Origin of the sequence: Nocardia sp. CA-129566 (assembly GCF_050956075.1) — a bacterium.
GTDB lineage: Bacteria > Actinomycetota > Actinomycetes > Mycobacteriales > Mycobacteriaceae > Nocardia.
On sequence record NZ_CP192085.1, the window covers coordinates 5796755 to 5812500 of the forward strand.

Below are 15746 nucleotides of genomic sequence, written 5' to 3' on the forward strand. Positions count from 1 at the left end.
CACCTCTCACGCCGTTGTGAGAAGCCGGTTGACGCTTGTCAGTGACAAGCGTCAACCGGCTATATCCGCCAAGGTAAGGACGATGGAGAGTTGCTTCAAGCAACTCAGCTGAAGCGAGATCTAATCAACGCTGAATCGTGTCTCGGTAATCCCCTCCGCCCAGGGGTGTTTCAGCGCTCAGGGAATGAGAACCGCTGCGCCAGTGAAACGTCCGTGTGCGAGATCCGCGAGGGCTCGATCTGCTGTACCGAGGGAGTACCCAGTTGTCGTCACATGTATCCGGTGTTCGCCCGCCAGCGTGAGGAATTCACGCGCGTCGACGCGGGTGTTGGCAGTCACCGAGCGAATCTCGCGCTCCTGGAACAGGTGCCGCTGATAGTTCAGCGACGGGATATCGCTGAGATGGATGCCCGCGATGGCGAGCACGCCGCCGCGATCGAGCGCTTCGAGTGCGGGCAGCACCAGCTCGCCGACCGGTGCGAACAAGATCGCCGAATCCAGTTGCACCGGAGGCGGATCCGCCGCGCCCTGCACCGAGGCGGCGCCGAGGTCGCTGGCCAATTCGCGCGCGGCCGCATCCCTGGTCATCACGTGCACCTCGGCGCCGCGTGCCAGCGCGACCTGCGCGGCGATATGCGCACTGCCACCGAAGCCGTAGATCCCGAGTCGTCCCCCCTGGGGCAGATCCGCGCGCTGCAGCGCCCGGTAGCCGATGATGCCGGCGCACAGCAGGGGCGCGGTCTCCAGATCGGTGTAACCGGCGGGCAGCCGATGGGCGTAAGCCGCTGGGGCAGTGGCGTATTCGGCGTATCCGCCATCGGAGTCCCAGCCGGTGTACGCCGAATTCGGGCAGAGATTCTCCGCACCGCGCAGACAGTACCGGCAGCTGCCGCAGGTGTGGCGCAGCCAGGCGATGCCGACGCGATCACCGACGGCGAACTCCGACACCGCAGGCCCGAGCGCCACCACCTCCCCGACGACCTCGTGCCCCGGCACCACACCGGGCCGATGCACCGGCAGATCACCCTCGGCCACATGCAGGTCGGTCCGACAGACCCCGCACGCCAGCACCCGGACCAGAAGTTCGCCGGGCGCGGGTTCGGGCACCGCTTCCCGGACGGCGTCCAGTGGTCCGGCATCGATCGGCCCCGGCCGCCGCACCCGCCAGCCGGTCATCCGCGCGCCCGCACTCGCACTCATACCGATCACTCCTCACCGACAGGGGAACGGTCCTTTCGGATTATCCATCCCGATCGCACCGGTCCATCCGTTTCGCCGACGGCGAGTCGACCTTCTGATACATTTCTGTATCGAATACATTTGTGTATCGAACAGTACCGACGCCTCAGGAGGTGCGCAGTGGCATCGACAACCGATGCGGACGCCCCGGCGCGCCGGGTGACCCGTCGCCGCACCGAGACCCGCAAACGCCTGCTCACCGCCGCCTATGAGGTCTTCGCCGAAGAGGGTTTCGGCCGTGCTTCGGTGGAGCGCGTATGCGAGCGGGCCGGTTTCACCCGCGGTGCGTTCTACTCCAACTTCACCTCTCTCGACGAGTTGTTCCTGGCCATGTGGGAGCAGCGTTCGGCCGACATGATCGCCGGTGTCCGGGCGACGCTGGACGGTTTCTCGGTCCCCGGTGTCGTCGATGTCCGTACCGCGGTCGAGCGCCTGGACCGCGCCGTGCCGATCGACGAGGACTGGTACCGCATCACCGCGGAGTTCACCACGCACGCACTGCGCACGCCCGGGCTGCGACAGGTCATGGCCGAACGCGAGGAGGCGATCGTCGCGGCACTGATGCCGACCATCGTCACCGCACTCTCGCGCATCGGTCGGACCGTTCCCGATCCCGTCGCGCTCGGTCAGGCCCTGGTCGCGGTGCACGACGGCACCACCGTTCAGGTGCTGATGGAACCCCGCAGCCGCAAGGTGCGCACGCGGCGCACCGATCTGTTCTGCCACATCGTGCTGGCCTACAGCACCGAAACCGAAGGATGACCATGTCCGATCCCAGTCCCGAATTCGCGCAAGAGGCGGATGTCATCGTTGTCGGCGCTGGCCTGGCCGGTCTCGTGGCGACCCACGAACTGGTCAAGGCGGGCCGCAAGGTGCATGTGCTGGATCAGGAGAATCGCAATAACCTCGGCGGCCAGGCGTTCTGGTCGCTCGGTGGGCTGTTCTTCGTCGACAGTCCGGAGCAGCGCCGCCTCGGGATCAAGGATTCCTATGAACTGGCCATGCAGGATTGGCTCGGCTCGGCGGGTTTCGATCGCGAGGACCAGGACCAGTGGGCCCGCCAGTGGGCGCAGGCCTATGTGCGCTTCGCGGCCACCGAGAAGCGGGACTATCTGCGCGAATTGGGTTTGCGGGTGACCCCCTTGGTCGGCTGGGCCGAGCGCGGCGGTGCGTTCGCCGACGGGCACGGCAATTCCGTACCGCGCTTCCACCTGACCTGGGGCACCGGCCCCGAGGTGGTGCGGGTCTTCCAGGAGCCGGTGCTCGAGGGCGAGCGGCGCGGCCTGGTCGGCTTCAGCTTCCGGCATCGGGTCGACGAGCTGATCGTCGAGGACGGCGCGGTGGTCGGTGTGCGCGGCAGTGTGCTGGAGCCGACCGATCTGGAACGTGGCCGGGCCTCCTCCCGAAATGTGGTCGGCGACTTCGAATTCCGTGCCAAGGCCGTCATCGTGACCTCCGGCGGCATCGGCCACAACCACGAACTCATCCGCCGCAACTGGCCCACCGAACGGCTCGGCCCCGCGCCGGAGACCATGATTTCCGGTGTTCCCGCGCATGTGGACGGACGGATGCTCGGCATCTCCGAGGCCGCGGGCGGCGCGATCGTCAACCGGGATCGCATGTGGCACTACACCGAGGGCATCATCAATTGGAATCCGATCTGGCCCGATCACGCCATCCGGATCATCCCGGGCCCGTCCTCGCTGTGGTTCGACGCCAAGGGAAAGCGGTTGCCCGCACCGTGTTTCCCCGGGTTCGACACCAACTCGACGATGAAGGAGATTCTGGCCACCGGCTACGACTACTCCTGGTTCGTGCTCACCCAGTCGATCATCGAGAAGGAGTTCGCGCTCTCGGGCTCCGAGCAGAATCCGGATATCACCGGCAAGGATCTCAAGCTGACGCTCACGAGCCGGTTGGCCAAGGGCGCTCCCGGCCCCGTCGAGGCTTTCAAACAGCACGGGGTCGACTTCGTGGTCGCGGATACGCTGCGCGAGTTGGTCGATGGCATGAACAAGATCGCGCGTGGTCCGCAGTTGGACTACGACGATCTGGAGCGCCAGATCATCGCCCGCGACCGTGAGGTCGCCAATAAGTACTCCAAAGACGCCCAGTTGATGGCGATCAACAACGCGCGCCAATACTTCGGCGATAAGGCGGGCCGGGTGGCCAAACCGCACCGCATCCTGGATCCGGCGCACGGTCCGCTGATCGCGGTGCGGCTCAATATCCTGACCCGCAAAACCCTCGGCGGACTGCAGACCAATTTGGACTCCCAGGTCATGCGTCCGGACGGGACTCCGCTGCCCGGACTGTACGCCGCGGGTGAGGTGGCCGGATTCGGCGGCGGCGGTGTGCACGGATACAACGCGCTGGAGGGCACCTTCCTCGGTGGCTGCATCTTCTCCGGCCGTGCCGCCGGTCGAGCCACCGCGAAACTCCGCTGACCGCTAGCCCTGACAGCCGGTCGCGGCGACGCTCGATGGCGCCTGCGGCGCGGTGGTGGCGGGAACCGCCGTTATCGGTGCGGGCGGCGGTTCCGGGATCGGCTCGGTGTAGAGGCTCAGGCCGGTGTCGCGCGGACCCTGTTCCAGGACGATCCCGGATATCTCCACCTGATGCCCCCGGACATCGGCCACCCGCGCCGAAAACGGTCCGGGTCCGGCATTGCTGATCGTCCAGTAGTTGTCCATGCCGCGGTTGAGCTCGAGCCACGGGCCGTTGTCCGGTACGGACCGTAATGCCACCCGCTGGATGGGATTTCCCGATCCGGTGACCAGCATGGCCAGCCAATGGGCTGACGAGTCCGGCTTCAGCTCATAGTTCAGTTCGGGTGCGGGGAAGGGATCGCGGACCACGGCATAGCGGACCTGCGCGACGCCGGCGGACCGGTCCGCGATCTGTTCGAAGGCGGCGGTGGTCAAATCCAGTTGTCCCGGCGCACATCCCGGGCAGCGATCGGCGATGAGCACCCGGACGTCACCGCGTGGGCCGTGCACATCGAGATAGGCGCCACACAGATCGGCGTGAGCGTATTCCGCGGTGGAGATCCCCACATAGAAGCCATCGGTCGGCAGCCCGGTGAACGAACAGGCAACACCGGGACCGAAGGCGTAGTACCGCGCCTCCCCGCGCCGCGCGGGTATCGACGCCTCCACGGTGTGCCGGTTCACGACGCCGGCACTGCTGGTGGCCACCAGCATTCGCGACGTGGTCCCGATATCGGGGACCGACCGCGTGGCAGCGCAGGACGGCTGCGGCTGGGGTCTGGCGAGCCACAGCGCCAGTACCACCACGCCGAGCATCACGCCAACGGCCGTCCACAGCCACCCTGAGTGGAAGTGCTGCTGTCTGATCGGTATTCGGTGCACCGCCGTCCCCGACTTCCGGCTCACCAACTCACGGACTTTCGATCCTGACCCGATCAGGAAAGCAAACCGACCCGCGACGCATGACTCGAACGAAAAATCTACGCAGTGAAACACTCACATGTCGGCAATCTCACGGCAAACAGCCAGCATTCGGCTCGGTGCCGTCGCCCAAGATCGGAAAAGATCCGTACCTACGAGGTAACTCTTGCCGGTTCGGCGTCGACGCCGGAGAGTTGATGATCCATCCGATCGCGCTTGGCGCGCAGGTAGCGGATGTTGTGTTCGGTCGGCGTCGCCTGCAGCGACAGCCGCCGCACCACCGTGACCCCATAATCTTCCAGCCCCAACTGCTTGGCCGGGTTGTTGCTGAGCAGCCGCACCGAACGAATACCGAGATCGGCGAGCACCTGCGCACCCGCCGCATACCTGCGGGCATCGACCGGCAACCCGAGTGCCAGATTCGCTTCGACGGTATCGGCCCCGCGGTCCTGTAATTCATACGCGCGCAATTTGTTCAACAACCCGATGCCGCGGCCCTCCTGGCCGCGCAGGTAGATCACCACTCCACTGCCCTCTTCGGCCACCGCCCGCAGGGCGGCGTCGAGCTGATCGCCGCAATCGCAGCGCAGCGAGCCGAGGGCATCACCGGTGAGGCATTCCGAATGCAGCCGGGTCAATACCGATTCGCGGCCCGGATCGCCGAAGACCAGTGCGAGCGTTTCGGTTCCGGACATCTCGTCGCGATATCCGAGAACGCGGAATTCGCCGAATCGGGTCGGCAGGCGAGTCTCGACCACCCGGGTCAGGGTGTACTCGACGCGCCGGCGGTACTCGATCAGATCAGCGATCGAAATAATCGGCAGTGCATGAGTTTCGGCGAACTCGAGCAGCTGTGGAAGACGCGCCATCGATCCGTCGTCGTTCACGATTTCGGCGATCACACCGGCCGGTCGGAGTCCGGCCAGCCGGGTCAGGTCCACGGCGGCCTCGGTGTGCCCCGCACGGCCGAGCACACCGCTGGGATGCGCGCGCAGCGGGAAGACGTGGCCCGGTCTGGTCAGATCGTCCGGTCCGGTGCGCGGATCGGCCAGCGAGCGCACGGTCTGTGCGCGGTCGGCGGCCGAGATCCCGGTCGTCACACCGGACGCCGCGTCCACCGACACCGTGTATGCCGTCCCCTTGGGGTCCTCGTTGACCGGCGTCATCGGTGGCAGCCGGAGCCGGTCCAGATCCGCACCGGCGAGCGGCGCGCACAGCACGCCACTGGTGTGTCGGACCATGAACGCGATCGATTCCGGCGTCGCCAACGCGGCGGCCAACACCAGATCGCCCTCGTTCTCCCGATTCTCATCGTCCACCACGACGACCATGCCGCCTCCCGCGAGCGCGGCCAGCGCGGTCTCAATGGGATCCAGCGCCGACCCGATCGTGCGACGCTGATCTGCGAACTCGATACGCATGACCACCTCCTATATGACTAGTAGAAGTATTTCGACTAGTCATAGGAAGCGTGCGTCCCGGTGAGTGGACGAACTCAGGAAGCGCGGCGCCCCTTACCCTTCGCCGTCTTCTTCTGCGGGATCCGGTCGGCGAGTTTGTCCACGTCGGCGAGCAACTCCCTGGCGAAATCGCGCTCGGCCTCGTAATGGCGCACACACCAGCGCAATACCGCCCCCGGATAGGCCCAGTCCGGGTTCTCATCGGCGCCCTCGGCATCGACCTCGGCCAGTTTGCGCATCTTCTCCGCGTATCCGATGTGCTCGGTCAGGATTTCGCGCAGCCGGTCCGGTTCGGCCAGATGACCGAGCCACGCGCGCAGCATGACGCTGTGCTTGAGCACCGGCGCTTCCACCGGCGCGTGGTTCACCCAGTGCGCCGCGGCGGCACGGCCGCTCTCGGTGATCGCGTACATCCGCTTGCCGCGCACGCCGTCGTCCTGCAGCACGGTGCGCGAGGTGGCGTAGCCGTATTTCTCGAGGCGTTTGAGCTCGGCGTAGATCTGGCTGAACGATGGGCTCCAGTAGAAGAATTGCAGGCTCCAGTCGGCCCATTTCTTCAGGTCGTAGCCGGAGAGTTCATCGGCGTGCGAGAGCATGCCGAGCACGGCCCAACTGGTCGTCGGCAGATCGGGGACCCGGGCGTCCACCGGGGACTTCGCTTCGGTCACGGTAGGACTATATCGCTTAGGCATATTTCGGGTGTTAGGACACTATCCGAGTCACGCTATGTGCGGTGTCGGCTGGCACGGTGCTGTGGATCAGTCCTTCCTTCGCCGGAAAATGAGTAGGGATGTGCGCAGACCGCTGAGCGCATAGCCGGCCGCCCACACTGACATCACAATGAGAACAACGAACATCGGTAGCCAGCTGCTCTTATCATGATCGACGCTCCACCAGACCACCGTAAATAGAATCGCGCCGATGAACAGCAGGATGTCGCGCAAGCCGCCGCGATAGGAGGCGGCCGCTCTGCGCAGCGGCCGGTATCGGTCGACGGCCGCGACCAGGTCGTCGACGCGACTATCGATGCTCCGTTGGAGTTCGGCTCGCCGCTCCACCTCCTCCGGAGGCAGGTGGTCCAGCAGTTCCATATCCTGCTTGATCGCCTTGCGGACATCCGGACCCCTCAGATATCCCGCCGCGGCACCGAGAGCCACTCCCCCGGCGATGGGCGCGATCCCCACGGCAAGGTCAGCCACAGCGGCCATGTTTGCGTCTCCTTAGCCTCGATTCGTGGAGGTATCTGGCTGTCGAGGTGTGGCGAAATGGAAAAAGTGCCTTCTGAACTGGGATTCTCACGCAATAATCAAGACCAGGACAGGCAGACACTTTCCGTGCGATTGTTCCACAGGTCCGCCGCAGACTCGGCGAGGTTCGACGACGACGACATCGTGTCGGTGGCCGCACTGGTCCCGGTGACAACACCGGCCGAGCAGACCGGCCCAGCATGTTCGACGAGAAGATCGCGATCGGCTCGCCGCGGATCAAGTCCGGGTCGGCCACCCCGGCGCCGAAGCTGGCCACGCTGATCGCGCGGGAATGTGCGCGGGCAGCATCGACCTGCTGCGCACCAGGTGTCCTAACGGAGGAACATCTCGTTCAGTGGGATTCGAAACATACGACCGGCACCGCTTTGTGACAGGTTTCACAAACCATCACCGTCGAACACCACCAGGTCGTTCCCGAACTGCGGAGCCCGATTCATGTCCACCATTCCCAAAGATGCCGCCGCTGCCGAAAGACCCAGCGGCGCAATCGAATCCGCTGACACCGGCCGACTCGACGGCGCATCGCCCGCCAGGATATTCGCCGTTCTCGCGGTCATCGTGGCGTTCACCGAGGTCGCCCCGATGCAGTACACGATCGTCGCCGCCGCATTGCAGAAGATCGCACCGACCTTCCCCAGCGTCGGCGCGAATATCAACTGGGCCATTATCGTCTTCGGCCTCATCGGCGCCGCCGCGTCGCCGCTCATCGGCAAGATGAGCGATGTCTGGGGCAAGAAGCGGATGTTCCTGGTCTGCGGCGTGCTCTTCATGATCGGATGCGCGCTCGACGCGGTCACCAGCTCCTGGGGGCTGTTCCTGATCGGGCGCGGGTTGCAGGCGACCGCCATCGCCACCGCGGTCATCGCCTACGGATTGATCCGAGATCTCCTGCCGCGCAAATATGTTCCGCTCGGCCTCGGTGTCACCGCGACCGGCCTCGGGCTGTCCGCGGTGGGCGGGCCGCTGCTCGGCGGATACCTCGTCGACAACTACAGCTGGCGCGCGATCTTCTGGGTGCTGGCCGGATTCACCCTGCTGATGCTGCCGCTGGTGTGGATCGTGGTGCCCGAATCGAAGTTGCGGGTCAGCGAGCGCATCGATGTGTTCGGTGCGGTACTGCTGTCGGCCGGGGCCGCGTTGACGCTGATCTACCTGGACAAGGGCCAGGATTGGGGTTGGCGCGAACCGCTCACGCTGGCCTGGCTGTTCGGCGGCATCGCCCTGCTGGTGTTGTTCGTCGTGGTCGAGTTGCGGGTCAGCCGGCCGATCATGGATATGAAACTGCTGTTCCATCCGCGGGTGGCGCTGGTCCTGGGCGGTGCGCTGTTCGCGTCGTTCCTCATCGGCGTCCAGTCCTACGCACTGGGTTATATGACCCAGACCCCGGATTCCGATACCGTCGCCGCCGGTGTCCAGCAGGCTACCCTCGCGCAGATCCAGCAGCAGACCGGTCAGCCGATGCCGCCCGCGATGGTCCAGGTGCTGCTGGATCCCGGGTACAGCTACGGAAACGGTTTCACCCTTCTGCAATTCGCCGTCCGGGTCGCACTGTTGCAGGCGGTACTCGCCATGATCTGCGGCGCCCTGGCCGGTGCGCTGGCCCGGAAGATCGGGGCCCGGCTGCCATTGGTCTTCGCGCTCATGCTGTTCGTCGGCGCGGGCGTCGGCTACGCCGTCCTGCCCCATACCTGGGTCGTATTCCTGTGGGTGAGTGCCGCATTCGGCATCGGGTTCGGTTTCTACTACGCGTCCATGCCCATCCTGATGGTCGAGGCCGTTCCGCAGGAACAGCAGGGCATCAGCCTCGGCATGCTCGGCGTCATGCAATCCATGGGCGTCGCCGTCGGCTTGGCCATTGTCACCGCCTACCTCAACGCCAGTCCGATCACCGCGCAGGTGAGCGTCGCCGGTCAGCCCGCGCAGGGATCTGTCATCCCGCAGGTCTTCGCCGACCACGGCTACGAGATGGGCTTCTGGTTCGCCGCGGGCGCGTCGGTGATCGCCCTGCTGATCGCCCTCGTCATGCGCCACGGCCGCACCCCCGCCACCGGCGGCACCGCCCACTGACACCACGAGATAGCGCGGGCCGGGGCCATCGGGTTCCGGCCCGCTTTCGTGCACAGTCAGTCGGTGAAGCCGTCCATCATGGACAGCACGCGGAGCATGACCTCGTCGGCGCCGCCGCCGATGCTGAGCAGGCGGCTGTCGCGGAAGGCGCGCGAGGTCCAGGTTTCCTCCATGTACCCCATGCCACCATGGATTTGCAGGCACCAGTCCGCCACCTGACGGCCGAGGCGGGCGGCCTCCAGTTTGCAGATCGTGGCCATGCGGGTGACATCAGTGCCCGCCATATAGGACTGGGCGGTGGACTCGGTATAGACGCGGAGCATATCGACGCGGGCGGCGAGTTCGGCGTAGGTGTACTGCAGGTACTGGTTCGCGGTCAGTGGGTGACCGAACACCTTTCGCTGCCGGGCATAGTCGCGGGTGAGTTCCAGTTCGTGCGCGCAGGTGATGGGCACGCTGTAGGAGGCGAACATTCGCTCCATCACGAACTGCGACATCTGCTGCTGGAAACCGCGTCCGATCTCACCGATGGTGTTGCGCACGGGAACTCGGACATTGTCGAGGGTGAGCAGACCGGTGTCGGAGGCGCGCATGCCGAGCTTGTCGAGTTTGCGGTCGACCCGGAATCCGGGGGTTCTGGTGGGGATGATGATCTGGCTGATGCCGCGGTAGCCACCCTCGTCGGAGGTGCGCACCAAGGTGCAGAGCCAGTCGGCCTGAAGGGCGTTGGTAATGAACATCTTCGAGCCGTTGATCACCCAGTCGTCACCATCGCGACGGGCGTGCGTCCGGATGCCCGCCACATCCGAACCGGCCTCCGGCTCGGTGACCGCGACACCGCAGACCACTTCGCCGCGCATGGCGGGCGCGAGGAACTCCTGTTTGAGTTCCGCACTGCCGTGCGCGTGCAATGACGGCGTCGCCATCGCGACGTGCACACCGAGCGCCATCGGGAACGATCCATGCGCTACCCGGCCCAGTTCCTGACACAACACCACCGTGAACAGGTGGTCCGCGCCCTGGCCACCGTAGGCCGGATCGTATTCCAGCCCGAGCATCCCGAGTTTCGCCATATCCGCGAAGATCTCGTGCAACGGCATCCACTCGGCGCGTTCCCACTCATCGACCTGCGGATTGATCTTCTGCTCGATATACCGCCGAACCAGCGCACGGAATTCCTGGTGCTCATCGCTGTAGATCACGTCGCCCTCCTCACCGAGGCCCCCACTCCGACGCTAGCCGAGCCCCGGCTTCGAAGGCGGCCGATTCGGTCCCGCGCACCCGTCCGCGCTACCGCCCCGGGATATCCCGACGCGACCTCGAACCGGTCGGGTCACCGCCAGCGCGCGTGCCGAGGAAACAACGCCCGCCCGGCCTCGTGCGCCACCTCGACCAACACTCGCGCCAACCGGGCGGTATCCAGAGCCGTTCGCTCCCCGCCGATTTGGCCGGACAGCGACAGCGCCCCCACGGCGGCCCCCCGGCCCCGAATCGGCACGGCCACGCAGGCGATCCCGGTGACCGACTCCTCGTTGTCCATGGCAACCCCTTGCCGGTGCCGGATTCTGGTCAGCTCACGGTGCAGTTCCGCCTTGTCGCAGATGGTGCGCGGCGTCAACTGCGGCAACCGGTCCCGAAACGATGTCTCGACAATGCTCGGCTCCAGCGAGGCCAGCAGCGCCTTGCCGAGCGCCGTGCTGTGCGCGGGCATCCGTCCGCCGAGGCGGGTTGGGACGCTGGCGGTAACCCGGCCGCCGGCCTTGTCCAGGTACAGCACCTCGCGCCCATCGAGCACGCCGAGATGGCCGACCATGCCGGTCCGCTGACACAGGTCGTGCAGCAGTGGACTCACCACATCGCGAATCTCGTTGTGGTCGGCGGCGAGTCCGCCCAGTTCGAGCGGACGCAGGCCGAGGCGGTAACCGCCGGGCGCGTGCGCCAACCAGCGCAGCCGGATCATCTGGTCCAGAATCCGGTGCACGGTGGACCGCGGCAGGCCGGTGCGTTCGGCGAGGCCGAGCAGCGTCAGGGTCGGTGTCGAACCGTCGAAAGCGTCTAGGATCAGCGTCATCCGCTCGATCATGGATACCGGCGTCTGCGCGGGCCGGGTGGTCGGTCGACCCGAACCCGACAACAGCTGTTCGGACTGCGGGCCGGTCAGCACCTCGACCGTCATGGCGCACCTCCATTGTGTAGCGCATCTAGCTTAGAAGTATTTCGATTAGGCATGTCCGTTTTCGGCATACCTTTTCGTGTCCCCCATCACAGTGCCGTCGCGCGGACAACCCGGAATCCCGAAAACTACGGAGATCGCTACGGATCTTCTCGGTAGCCGGAATCCGTTGTTGACAGCCCCCCGAGCGCGCCGCTTACCTTCATGGCGAAACGGAATATTTCTAGTAGAAACTAGGAGCGCCATGGCCGTCGTGATCGACTTCAAGGCCGTCCTCGGCCGATTCGCCACCGGAGTCACCGCGATCACCGCCCTGGACGGCGCCGAACCCGTCGGGTTCGCCTGCCAGTCCTTCTCCGCACTGTCCCTCGATCCGCCCGCGGTGGCCCTGTTCCCGGCCAGGACCTCCACCACCTGGCCGCGCATCCGGACCGCCAGCAAGTTCTGCGTAAACGTGCTCGCCGCGGATCAGGAGGATGTGTGCCGACAGCTCGGCCGCAGCGGTGCCGATAAATTCGACGGCCTCGACTGGCAGCCGTCCCCCAATGGCTCACCACTACTGGCCGGATCGATCGCGTGGATCGATTGCGAACTCGGCGGCGAACTCGACGGCGGCGATCACACCATTGTCATCGGCAATGTCACCGCGCTCGGCGCGGACCGCGATGCCGACCCGCTGCTGTTCTACCGCTCCGGATTCGAGCGCCTTACCAGCGTTTGAGCGGGCTCCCGACCAGTGGGACGCCGCCTTTCGGCAACGGCGGACACCGCCGAACCATCGAAGCACAACGACACGGACGACGAACGTGGAGGACCAATGAGCCCGGCGAACACCGACGACCAAGTGCGCGTGATCGACACCGGCGCCCCGCCGACCCGATACGCCCGCGGCTGGCACTGCATCGGCCTTGCCGACAGCTTCCGCGACGATAAACCGCACACCATCGAAATCTTCGGCACCGAATTGGTGGTGTTCGCGGGCGCGGACGGCGCACTGCATGTGCTCGACGCCTATTGCAGGCATATGGGTGGCAACCTCGGCGACGGCACCATCAAGGGCGACACCATCGCCTGCCCGTTCCACGACTGGCGCTGGAAGGGCAATGGCCGGTGCGCCGCAATCCCCTATGCCCGCCGGGTGCCCCCGCTGGCCCGCACCAAGTCCTGGGTCACGATGGAGCAGAACAAGCAGCTGTTCGTCTGGAACGATCCGGAGGGCAATCCGCCGCCCGCGGATGTCGCGATCCCGCGGATCGAGGGCGCGTTCAGCGACGAGTGGAGCGATTGGACCTGGAATCAGATCACCATCGAGGGCGCGAACTGTCGCGAGGTCATCGACAATGTCGTCGATATGGCGCATTTCTTCTATGTGCACTACGCCTTCCCGACCTACTTCAAGAACGTCTTCGAGGGGCACGTCGCCAGTCAGTACATGACCTCGATCGGCCGCGAGGATATGCAGGGTGAACTGGCCAAGGAAGCGGGCGGACAGAACACGCTGCATTCTGAGGCGCATTACTACGGCCCCTCCTACATGATCGATTACCTGGTCAACGAATCCAACGGGCAGACAGTCGAATCCGTGCTGATCAACTGCCACTACCCGGTCTCGCCCACCAAGTTCGTGCTGCAGTACGGCGCGATCGTGAAGAAGCTGCCCGGGCTATCCGCCGATGAGGCCGAGGCGATGGCGGTCCGTTTCGCCAATGGACTCGGCCGCGGTTTCGAACAGGATGTGGCGATCTGGGAGCGCAAGACCCGCATCGACAATCCGCTGCTGTGTGAGGAGGACGGACCGGTCTATCAGCTGCGGCGCTGGTACGAGCAGTTCTACACCGATATCGCCGAGGTGGGACCGAAGATGACCGACCGCTTCGAATTCGAGGTCGACACCACCCGCGCGGTCACCGCGTGGGAGGCCGAGGTCGCCGAGAATCTGGCCGCCCAACGCGCGGACGCCTGAACGGACCTGTGATGGATTGCGTCACCTGCCACGCCTGCCGAAACCAGGTGTCCGTGGTCAAATTCAGCCCCGCGCATACGAGTGTGCAGTGGAGTTCGGCCGCTCGCGCGCACTGTGCCGAGTTCGCCCGCGATCGCGGCGGGCCGCTGCGCGGATGCGCGGCATTGCGCGACAGTATCGAAAAGGCGGTCACCGCAGGCGAAGTCGGGTTGAGCACGCGTGATGGGGACCTGCTGTGAGCGCGGCGGAAACGCTGCGGGTGGTTGGCGTGATCGCCGAAACCCACGACGCGGTGTCGCTGGAACTGGTCACCGAATCGGGTCGGCCACTGTCCTATCGGCCCGGCCAGTTCCTGACACTGCGGATACCCAGTGCGCGAACCGGTTCGGTGGCGCGCTCGTACTCGCTGTCCAGCGCACCGCACGAGGACGGACCGCTCAAGGTCACCGTCAAACGGACCGAAGGCGGCTACGGTTCGAACTGGTTGTGCGATAACGCGGTCACGGGCATGACCATCGATACTCTGGCGCCCGCGGGAGTCTTCACGCCCGCCTCGCTCGACACCGATCTGCTGCTGCTCGCGGCGGGCAGCGGGATCACGCCGGTGCTGTCCATCCTGAAGTCGGCGCTGGCGCAGGGGTGCGGCCACTGCACCCTGATCTATGCCAACCGCGACGAGAACTCGGTGATCTTCGCCGACGAACTGCGGTCGCTGACCGCCGCCCACCCGGATCGCCTGGTCGTGCTGCATTGGCTCGAGTCCGTGCAGGACTTGCCGTCGGTGCGCACGCTGACCACCCTCGTCGCCCCGTGGTCGGACCGCGAGGTATTCGTCTGCGGCCCGGTGCCTTTCATGGAGGCCGTGGTCGAGGCGTCCGGCAATCTCGGCATGGACCCCGCGCGCGTGCATGTCGAGAAGTTCGTTTCGCTATCGGGCGACCCCTTCGCCGAGGTCGACGACGACACCGGCGACGCCGCGCTCGTCGAGGTCGAACTCGACGGCGCCACCAACGAATTCCCCTGGCCGCGTACTACAGTGCTGCTCGATCTACTGCTGGCCCGCGGCGTCGAAGCACCGTACTCCTGCCGTGAAGGCGCCTGCAGTGCCTGCGTCTGCCGGGTCGTCGACGGCGAAGTGAAGCTGCTGCGCAATGAAGTACTCGAACGCGAAGACCTGGCCGACGGCTATGTGCTGGCCTGCCAGGCGGTGCCGGTCACCGACACGGTCCGGATCACCTATGAATGAGGAGAACACCCCTATGGGCATTATCAGCTCGCTCGGCTATGTGAAGGTCGCGGTGAGCGATCCGGCGGCCTGGCGCACCTTCGCCTTCGATGTGATCGGCTTCGCCGAGGGCACCGGCCCGGATCCGGACGCCATCTACCTGCGCATGGACGAGCACGTCGCGCGCCTGGTCCTGGTGCCGGGCGAAACCGACAAGGTGCTCGCCATCGGCTGGGAGGTGCGCGACCACCGCGCACTCGCCGCGGCACGAGAAGCGGTGGAGAAGGCCGGAATCGAGGTAACCGCACTCACCGTGGCCGAGGCGGATGCCCGCAGTGTGGAGGAGGCGATCACCTTCCGCGATCCCTCCGGCACCACCATCGAGATCTTCCACGGCCCGGTCCTCGACCACAGCCCCGTCGTCGGCAAGTACGGAAACCGTTTCGTCACCGAGGGGCTCGGTCTCGGCCACGTGGTGCTGCCGGTGCCCGACCTCGACGGCGCCTTCCGCTTCTACACCGACGTCCTCGGCTTCCTGCCGCGCGGCGCGTTCCGGCTGCCGACGCCGCCGGAATACGGTCCGGTGCGCATCCGCTTCCTCGGTGTGAATCAGCGCCACCACAGCCTGGCGCTGATCCCCTCCGGCGGTAAGGAGGGTTCGGGCCTGGTGCACATCATGGTCGAGGTCGACCGTCTCGATGATGTCGGCCGCGCACTGGATCGGGTGAACAAGGCCGGATACCACCTGTCCTCGACACTGGGCCGCCACACCAACGACAAGATGATCTCCTTCTACGTCCGCACGCCGGGCGGCTGGGATCTGGAATTCGGCACCGAGGGCGTGCTGGTGGACGAAACCACCTACACCGCAGAGGAAATGACCGCCGATAGCTATTGGGGTCACGACTGGGATCGCGGCTGAATCACCGTAGATAAGGACA

Annotated in this window: 15 protein-coding genes and 1 pseudogene; 9 read left to right on the plus strand and 7 right to left on the minus strand. The window is 65.7% G+C overall.

Annotated elements, in window-relative coordinates:
* Positions 1-177: 177 nt before the first annotated feature.
* Positions 178-1176, minus strand: coding sequence for a zinc-binding alcohol dehydrogenase family protein (locus ACQP0C_RS25065; RefSeq protein WP_433734650.1), 999 nt, complete (start codon positions 1174-1176; stop codon positions 178-180).
* Positions 1177-1359: 183 nt separating this feature from the next.
* Here ACQP0C_RS25065 and ACQP0C_RS25070 point away from each other — a divergent pair, with 183 nt between their 5' ends.
* Together ACQP0C_RS25070 and ACQP0C_RS25075 are read left to right on the plus strand one after the other, a co-directional pair.
* Positions 1360-2001 carry a TetR/AcrR family transcriptional regulator gene (locus tag ACQP0C_RS25070; protein WP_433723649.1) on the plus strand — a complete coding sequence of 214 codons (642 nt, stop codon included), beginning with the start codon at positions 1360-1362 and terminating at the stop codon, positions 1999-2001.
* Complete coding sequence (locus ACQP0C_RS25075) at positions 1998-3686, plus strand: FAD-binding dehydrogenase (protein ID WP_433723651.1); 1689 nt, start codon at positions 1998-2000, stop codon at positions 3684-3686. The genes ACQP0C_RS25070 and ACQP0C_RS25075 overlap by 4 nt, the downstream gene beginning before the upstream one ends.
* A 3-nt stretch (positions 3687-3689) precedes the next feature.
* On the opposite strand, the gene ACQP0C_RS25080 is transcribed toward ACQP0C_RS25075, so the two are convergent.
* The 4 genes from ACQP0C_RS25080 to ACQP0C_RS25095 all read right to left on the minus strand — a co-directional run bounded on the left by ACQP0C_RS25080 (position 3690) and on the right by ACQP0C_RS25095 (position 7317).
* Positions 3690-4634, minus strand: a complete 945-nt coding sequence (locus ACQP0C_RS25080) for an expansin EXLX1 family cellulose-binding protein (protein WP_433723653.1) — start codon at positions 4632-4634, stop codon at positions 3690-3692.
* A gap of 167 nt (positions 4635-4801) precedes the next feature.
* Complete coding sequence (locus tag ACQP0C_RS25085) at positions 4802-6070, minus strand: bifunctional 3,4-dihydroxy-2-butanone-4-phosphate synthase/GTP cyclohydrolase II (RefSeq protein ID WP_433723655.1); 1269 nt, start codon at positions 6068-6070, stop codon at positions 4802-4804.
* Positions 6071-6144: 74 nt separating this feature from the next.
* Positions 6145-6777 (minus strand): PadR family transcriptional regulator, encoded by a 633-nt coding sequence (locus ACQP0C_RS25090; RefSeq protein WP_433723657.1) that lies wholly within the window; start codon positions 6775-6777, stop codon positions 6145-6147.
* 90 nt (positions 6778-6867) lie between these two features.
* Positions 6868-7317 carry a hypothetical protein gene (locus tag ACQP0C_RS25095; protein WP_433723659.1) on the minus strand — a complete coding sequence of 150 codons (450 nt, stop codon included), beginning with the start codon at positions 7315-7317 and terminating at the stop codon, positions 6868-6870.
* Between the two features lie 126 nt (positions 7318-7443).
* On the opposite strand from ACQP0C_RS25095, the pseudogene ACQP0C_RS25100 reads away from it, so the two are divergent.
* Together ACQP0C_RS25100 and ACQP0C_RS25105 are read left to right on the plus strand one after the other, a co-directional pair.
* Positions 7444-7667, plus strand: a pseudogene (locus ACQP0C_RS25100) (IS1380 family transposase); the annotation flags it as partial.
* A 145-nt stretch (positions 7668-7812) separates the two neighbouring features.
* On the plus strand, positions 7813-9444 hold the full coding sequence (locus ACQP0C_RS25105) for an MFS transporter (protein ID WP_433723661.1): 1632 nt from the start codon (positions 7813-7815) through the stop codon (positions 9442-9444).
* A 56-nt stretch (positions 9445-9500) separates the two neighbouring features.
* On the opposite strand, the gene ACQP0C_RS25110 is transcribed toward ACQP0C_RS25105, so the two are convergent.
* Both ACQP0C_RS25110 and ACQP0C_RS25115 read right to left on the minus strand, forming a co-directional pair.
* Positions 9501-10646, minus strand: a complete 1146-nt coding sequence (locus ACQP0C_RS25110) for an acyl-CoA dehydrogenase family protein (protein ID WP_433723663.1) — start codon at positions 10644-10646, stop codon at positions 9501-9503.
* Positions 10647-10777: 131 nt separating this feature from the next.
* Positions 10778-11620 carry an IclR family transcriptional regulator gene (locus ACQP0C_RS25115; RefSeq protein ID WP_433723665.1) on the minus strand — a complete coding sequence of 281 codons (843 nt, stop codon included), beginning with the start codon at positions 11618-11620 and terminating at the stop codon, positions 10778-10780.
* Positions 11621-11861: 241 nt separating this feature from the next.
* Between ACQP0C_RS25115 and ACQP0C_RS25120 the strand changes: the two genes are divergently transcribed.
* From ACQP0C_RS25120 to ACQP0C_RS25140, 5 genes are all read left to right on the plus strand, one after another.
* Complete coding sequence (locus tag ACQP0C_RS25120; RefSeq protein ID WP_433723667.1) at positions 11862-12338, plus strand: flavin reductase family protein; 477 nt, start codon at positions 11862-11864, stop codon at positions 12336-12338.
* Positions 12339-12434: 96 nt separating this feature from the next.
* Positions 12435-13580, plus strand: coding sequence for a Rieske 2Fe-2S domain-containing protein (locus ACQP0C_RS25125; protein ID WP_433723669.1), 1146 nt, complete (start codon positions 12435-12437; stop codon positions 13578-13580).
* Positions 13581-13633: 53 nt separating this feature from the next.
* The gene (locus ACQP0C_RS25130; RefSeq protein WP_433723671.1) at positions 13634-13819 is read left to right on the plus strand and encodes a hypothetical protein; all 186 of its coding nucleotides are present in this window, start codon (positions 13634-13636) and stop codon (positions 13817-13819) included.
* On the plus strand, positions 13816-14826 hold the full coding sequence (locus ACQP0C_RS25135) for a 2Fe-2S iron-sulfur cluster-binding protein (RefSeq protein ID WP_433723673.1): 1011 nt from the start codon (positions 13816-13818) through the stop codon (positions 14824-14826). The genes ACQP0C_RS25130 and ACQP0C_RS25135 overlap by 4 nt, the downstream gene beginning before the upstream one ends.
* A 13-nt stretch (positions 14827-14839) precedes the next feature.
* A complete protein-coding gene (locus tag ACQP0C_RS25140; RefSeq protein WP_433723675.1) occupies positions 14840-15727 on the plus strand; it encodes a VOC family protein in 888 nt (295 codons plus the stop codon).
* The last annotated feature ends 19 nt before the right edge of the window (positions 15728-15746 follow it).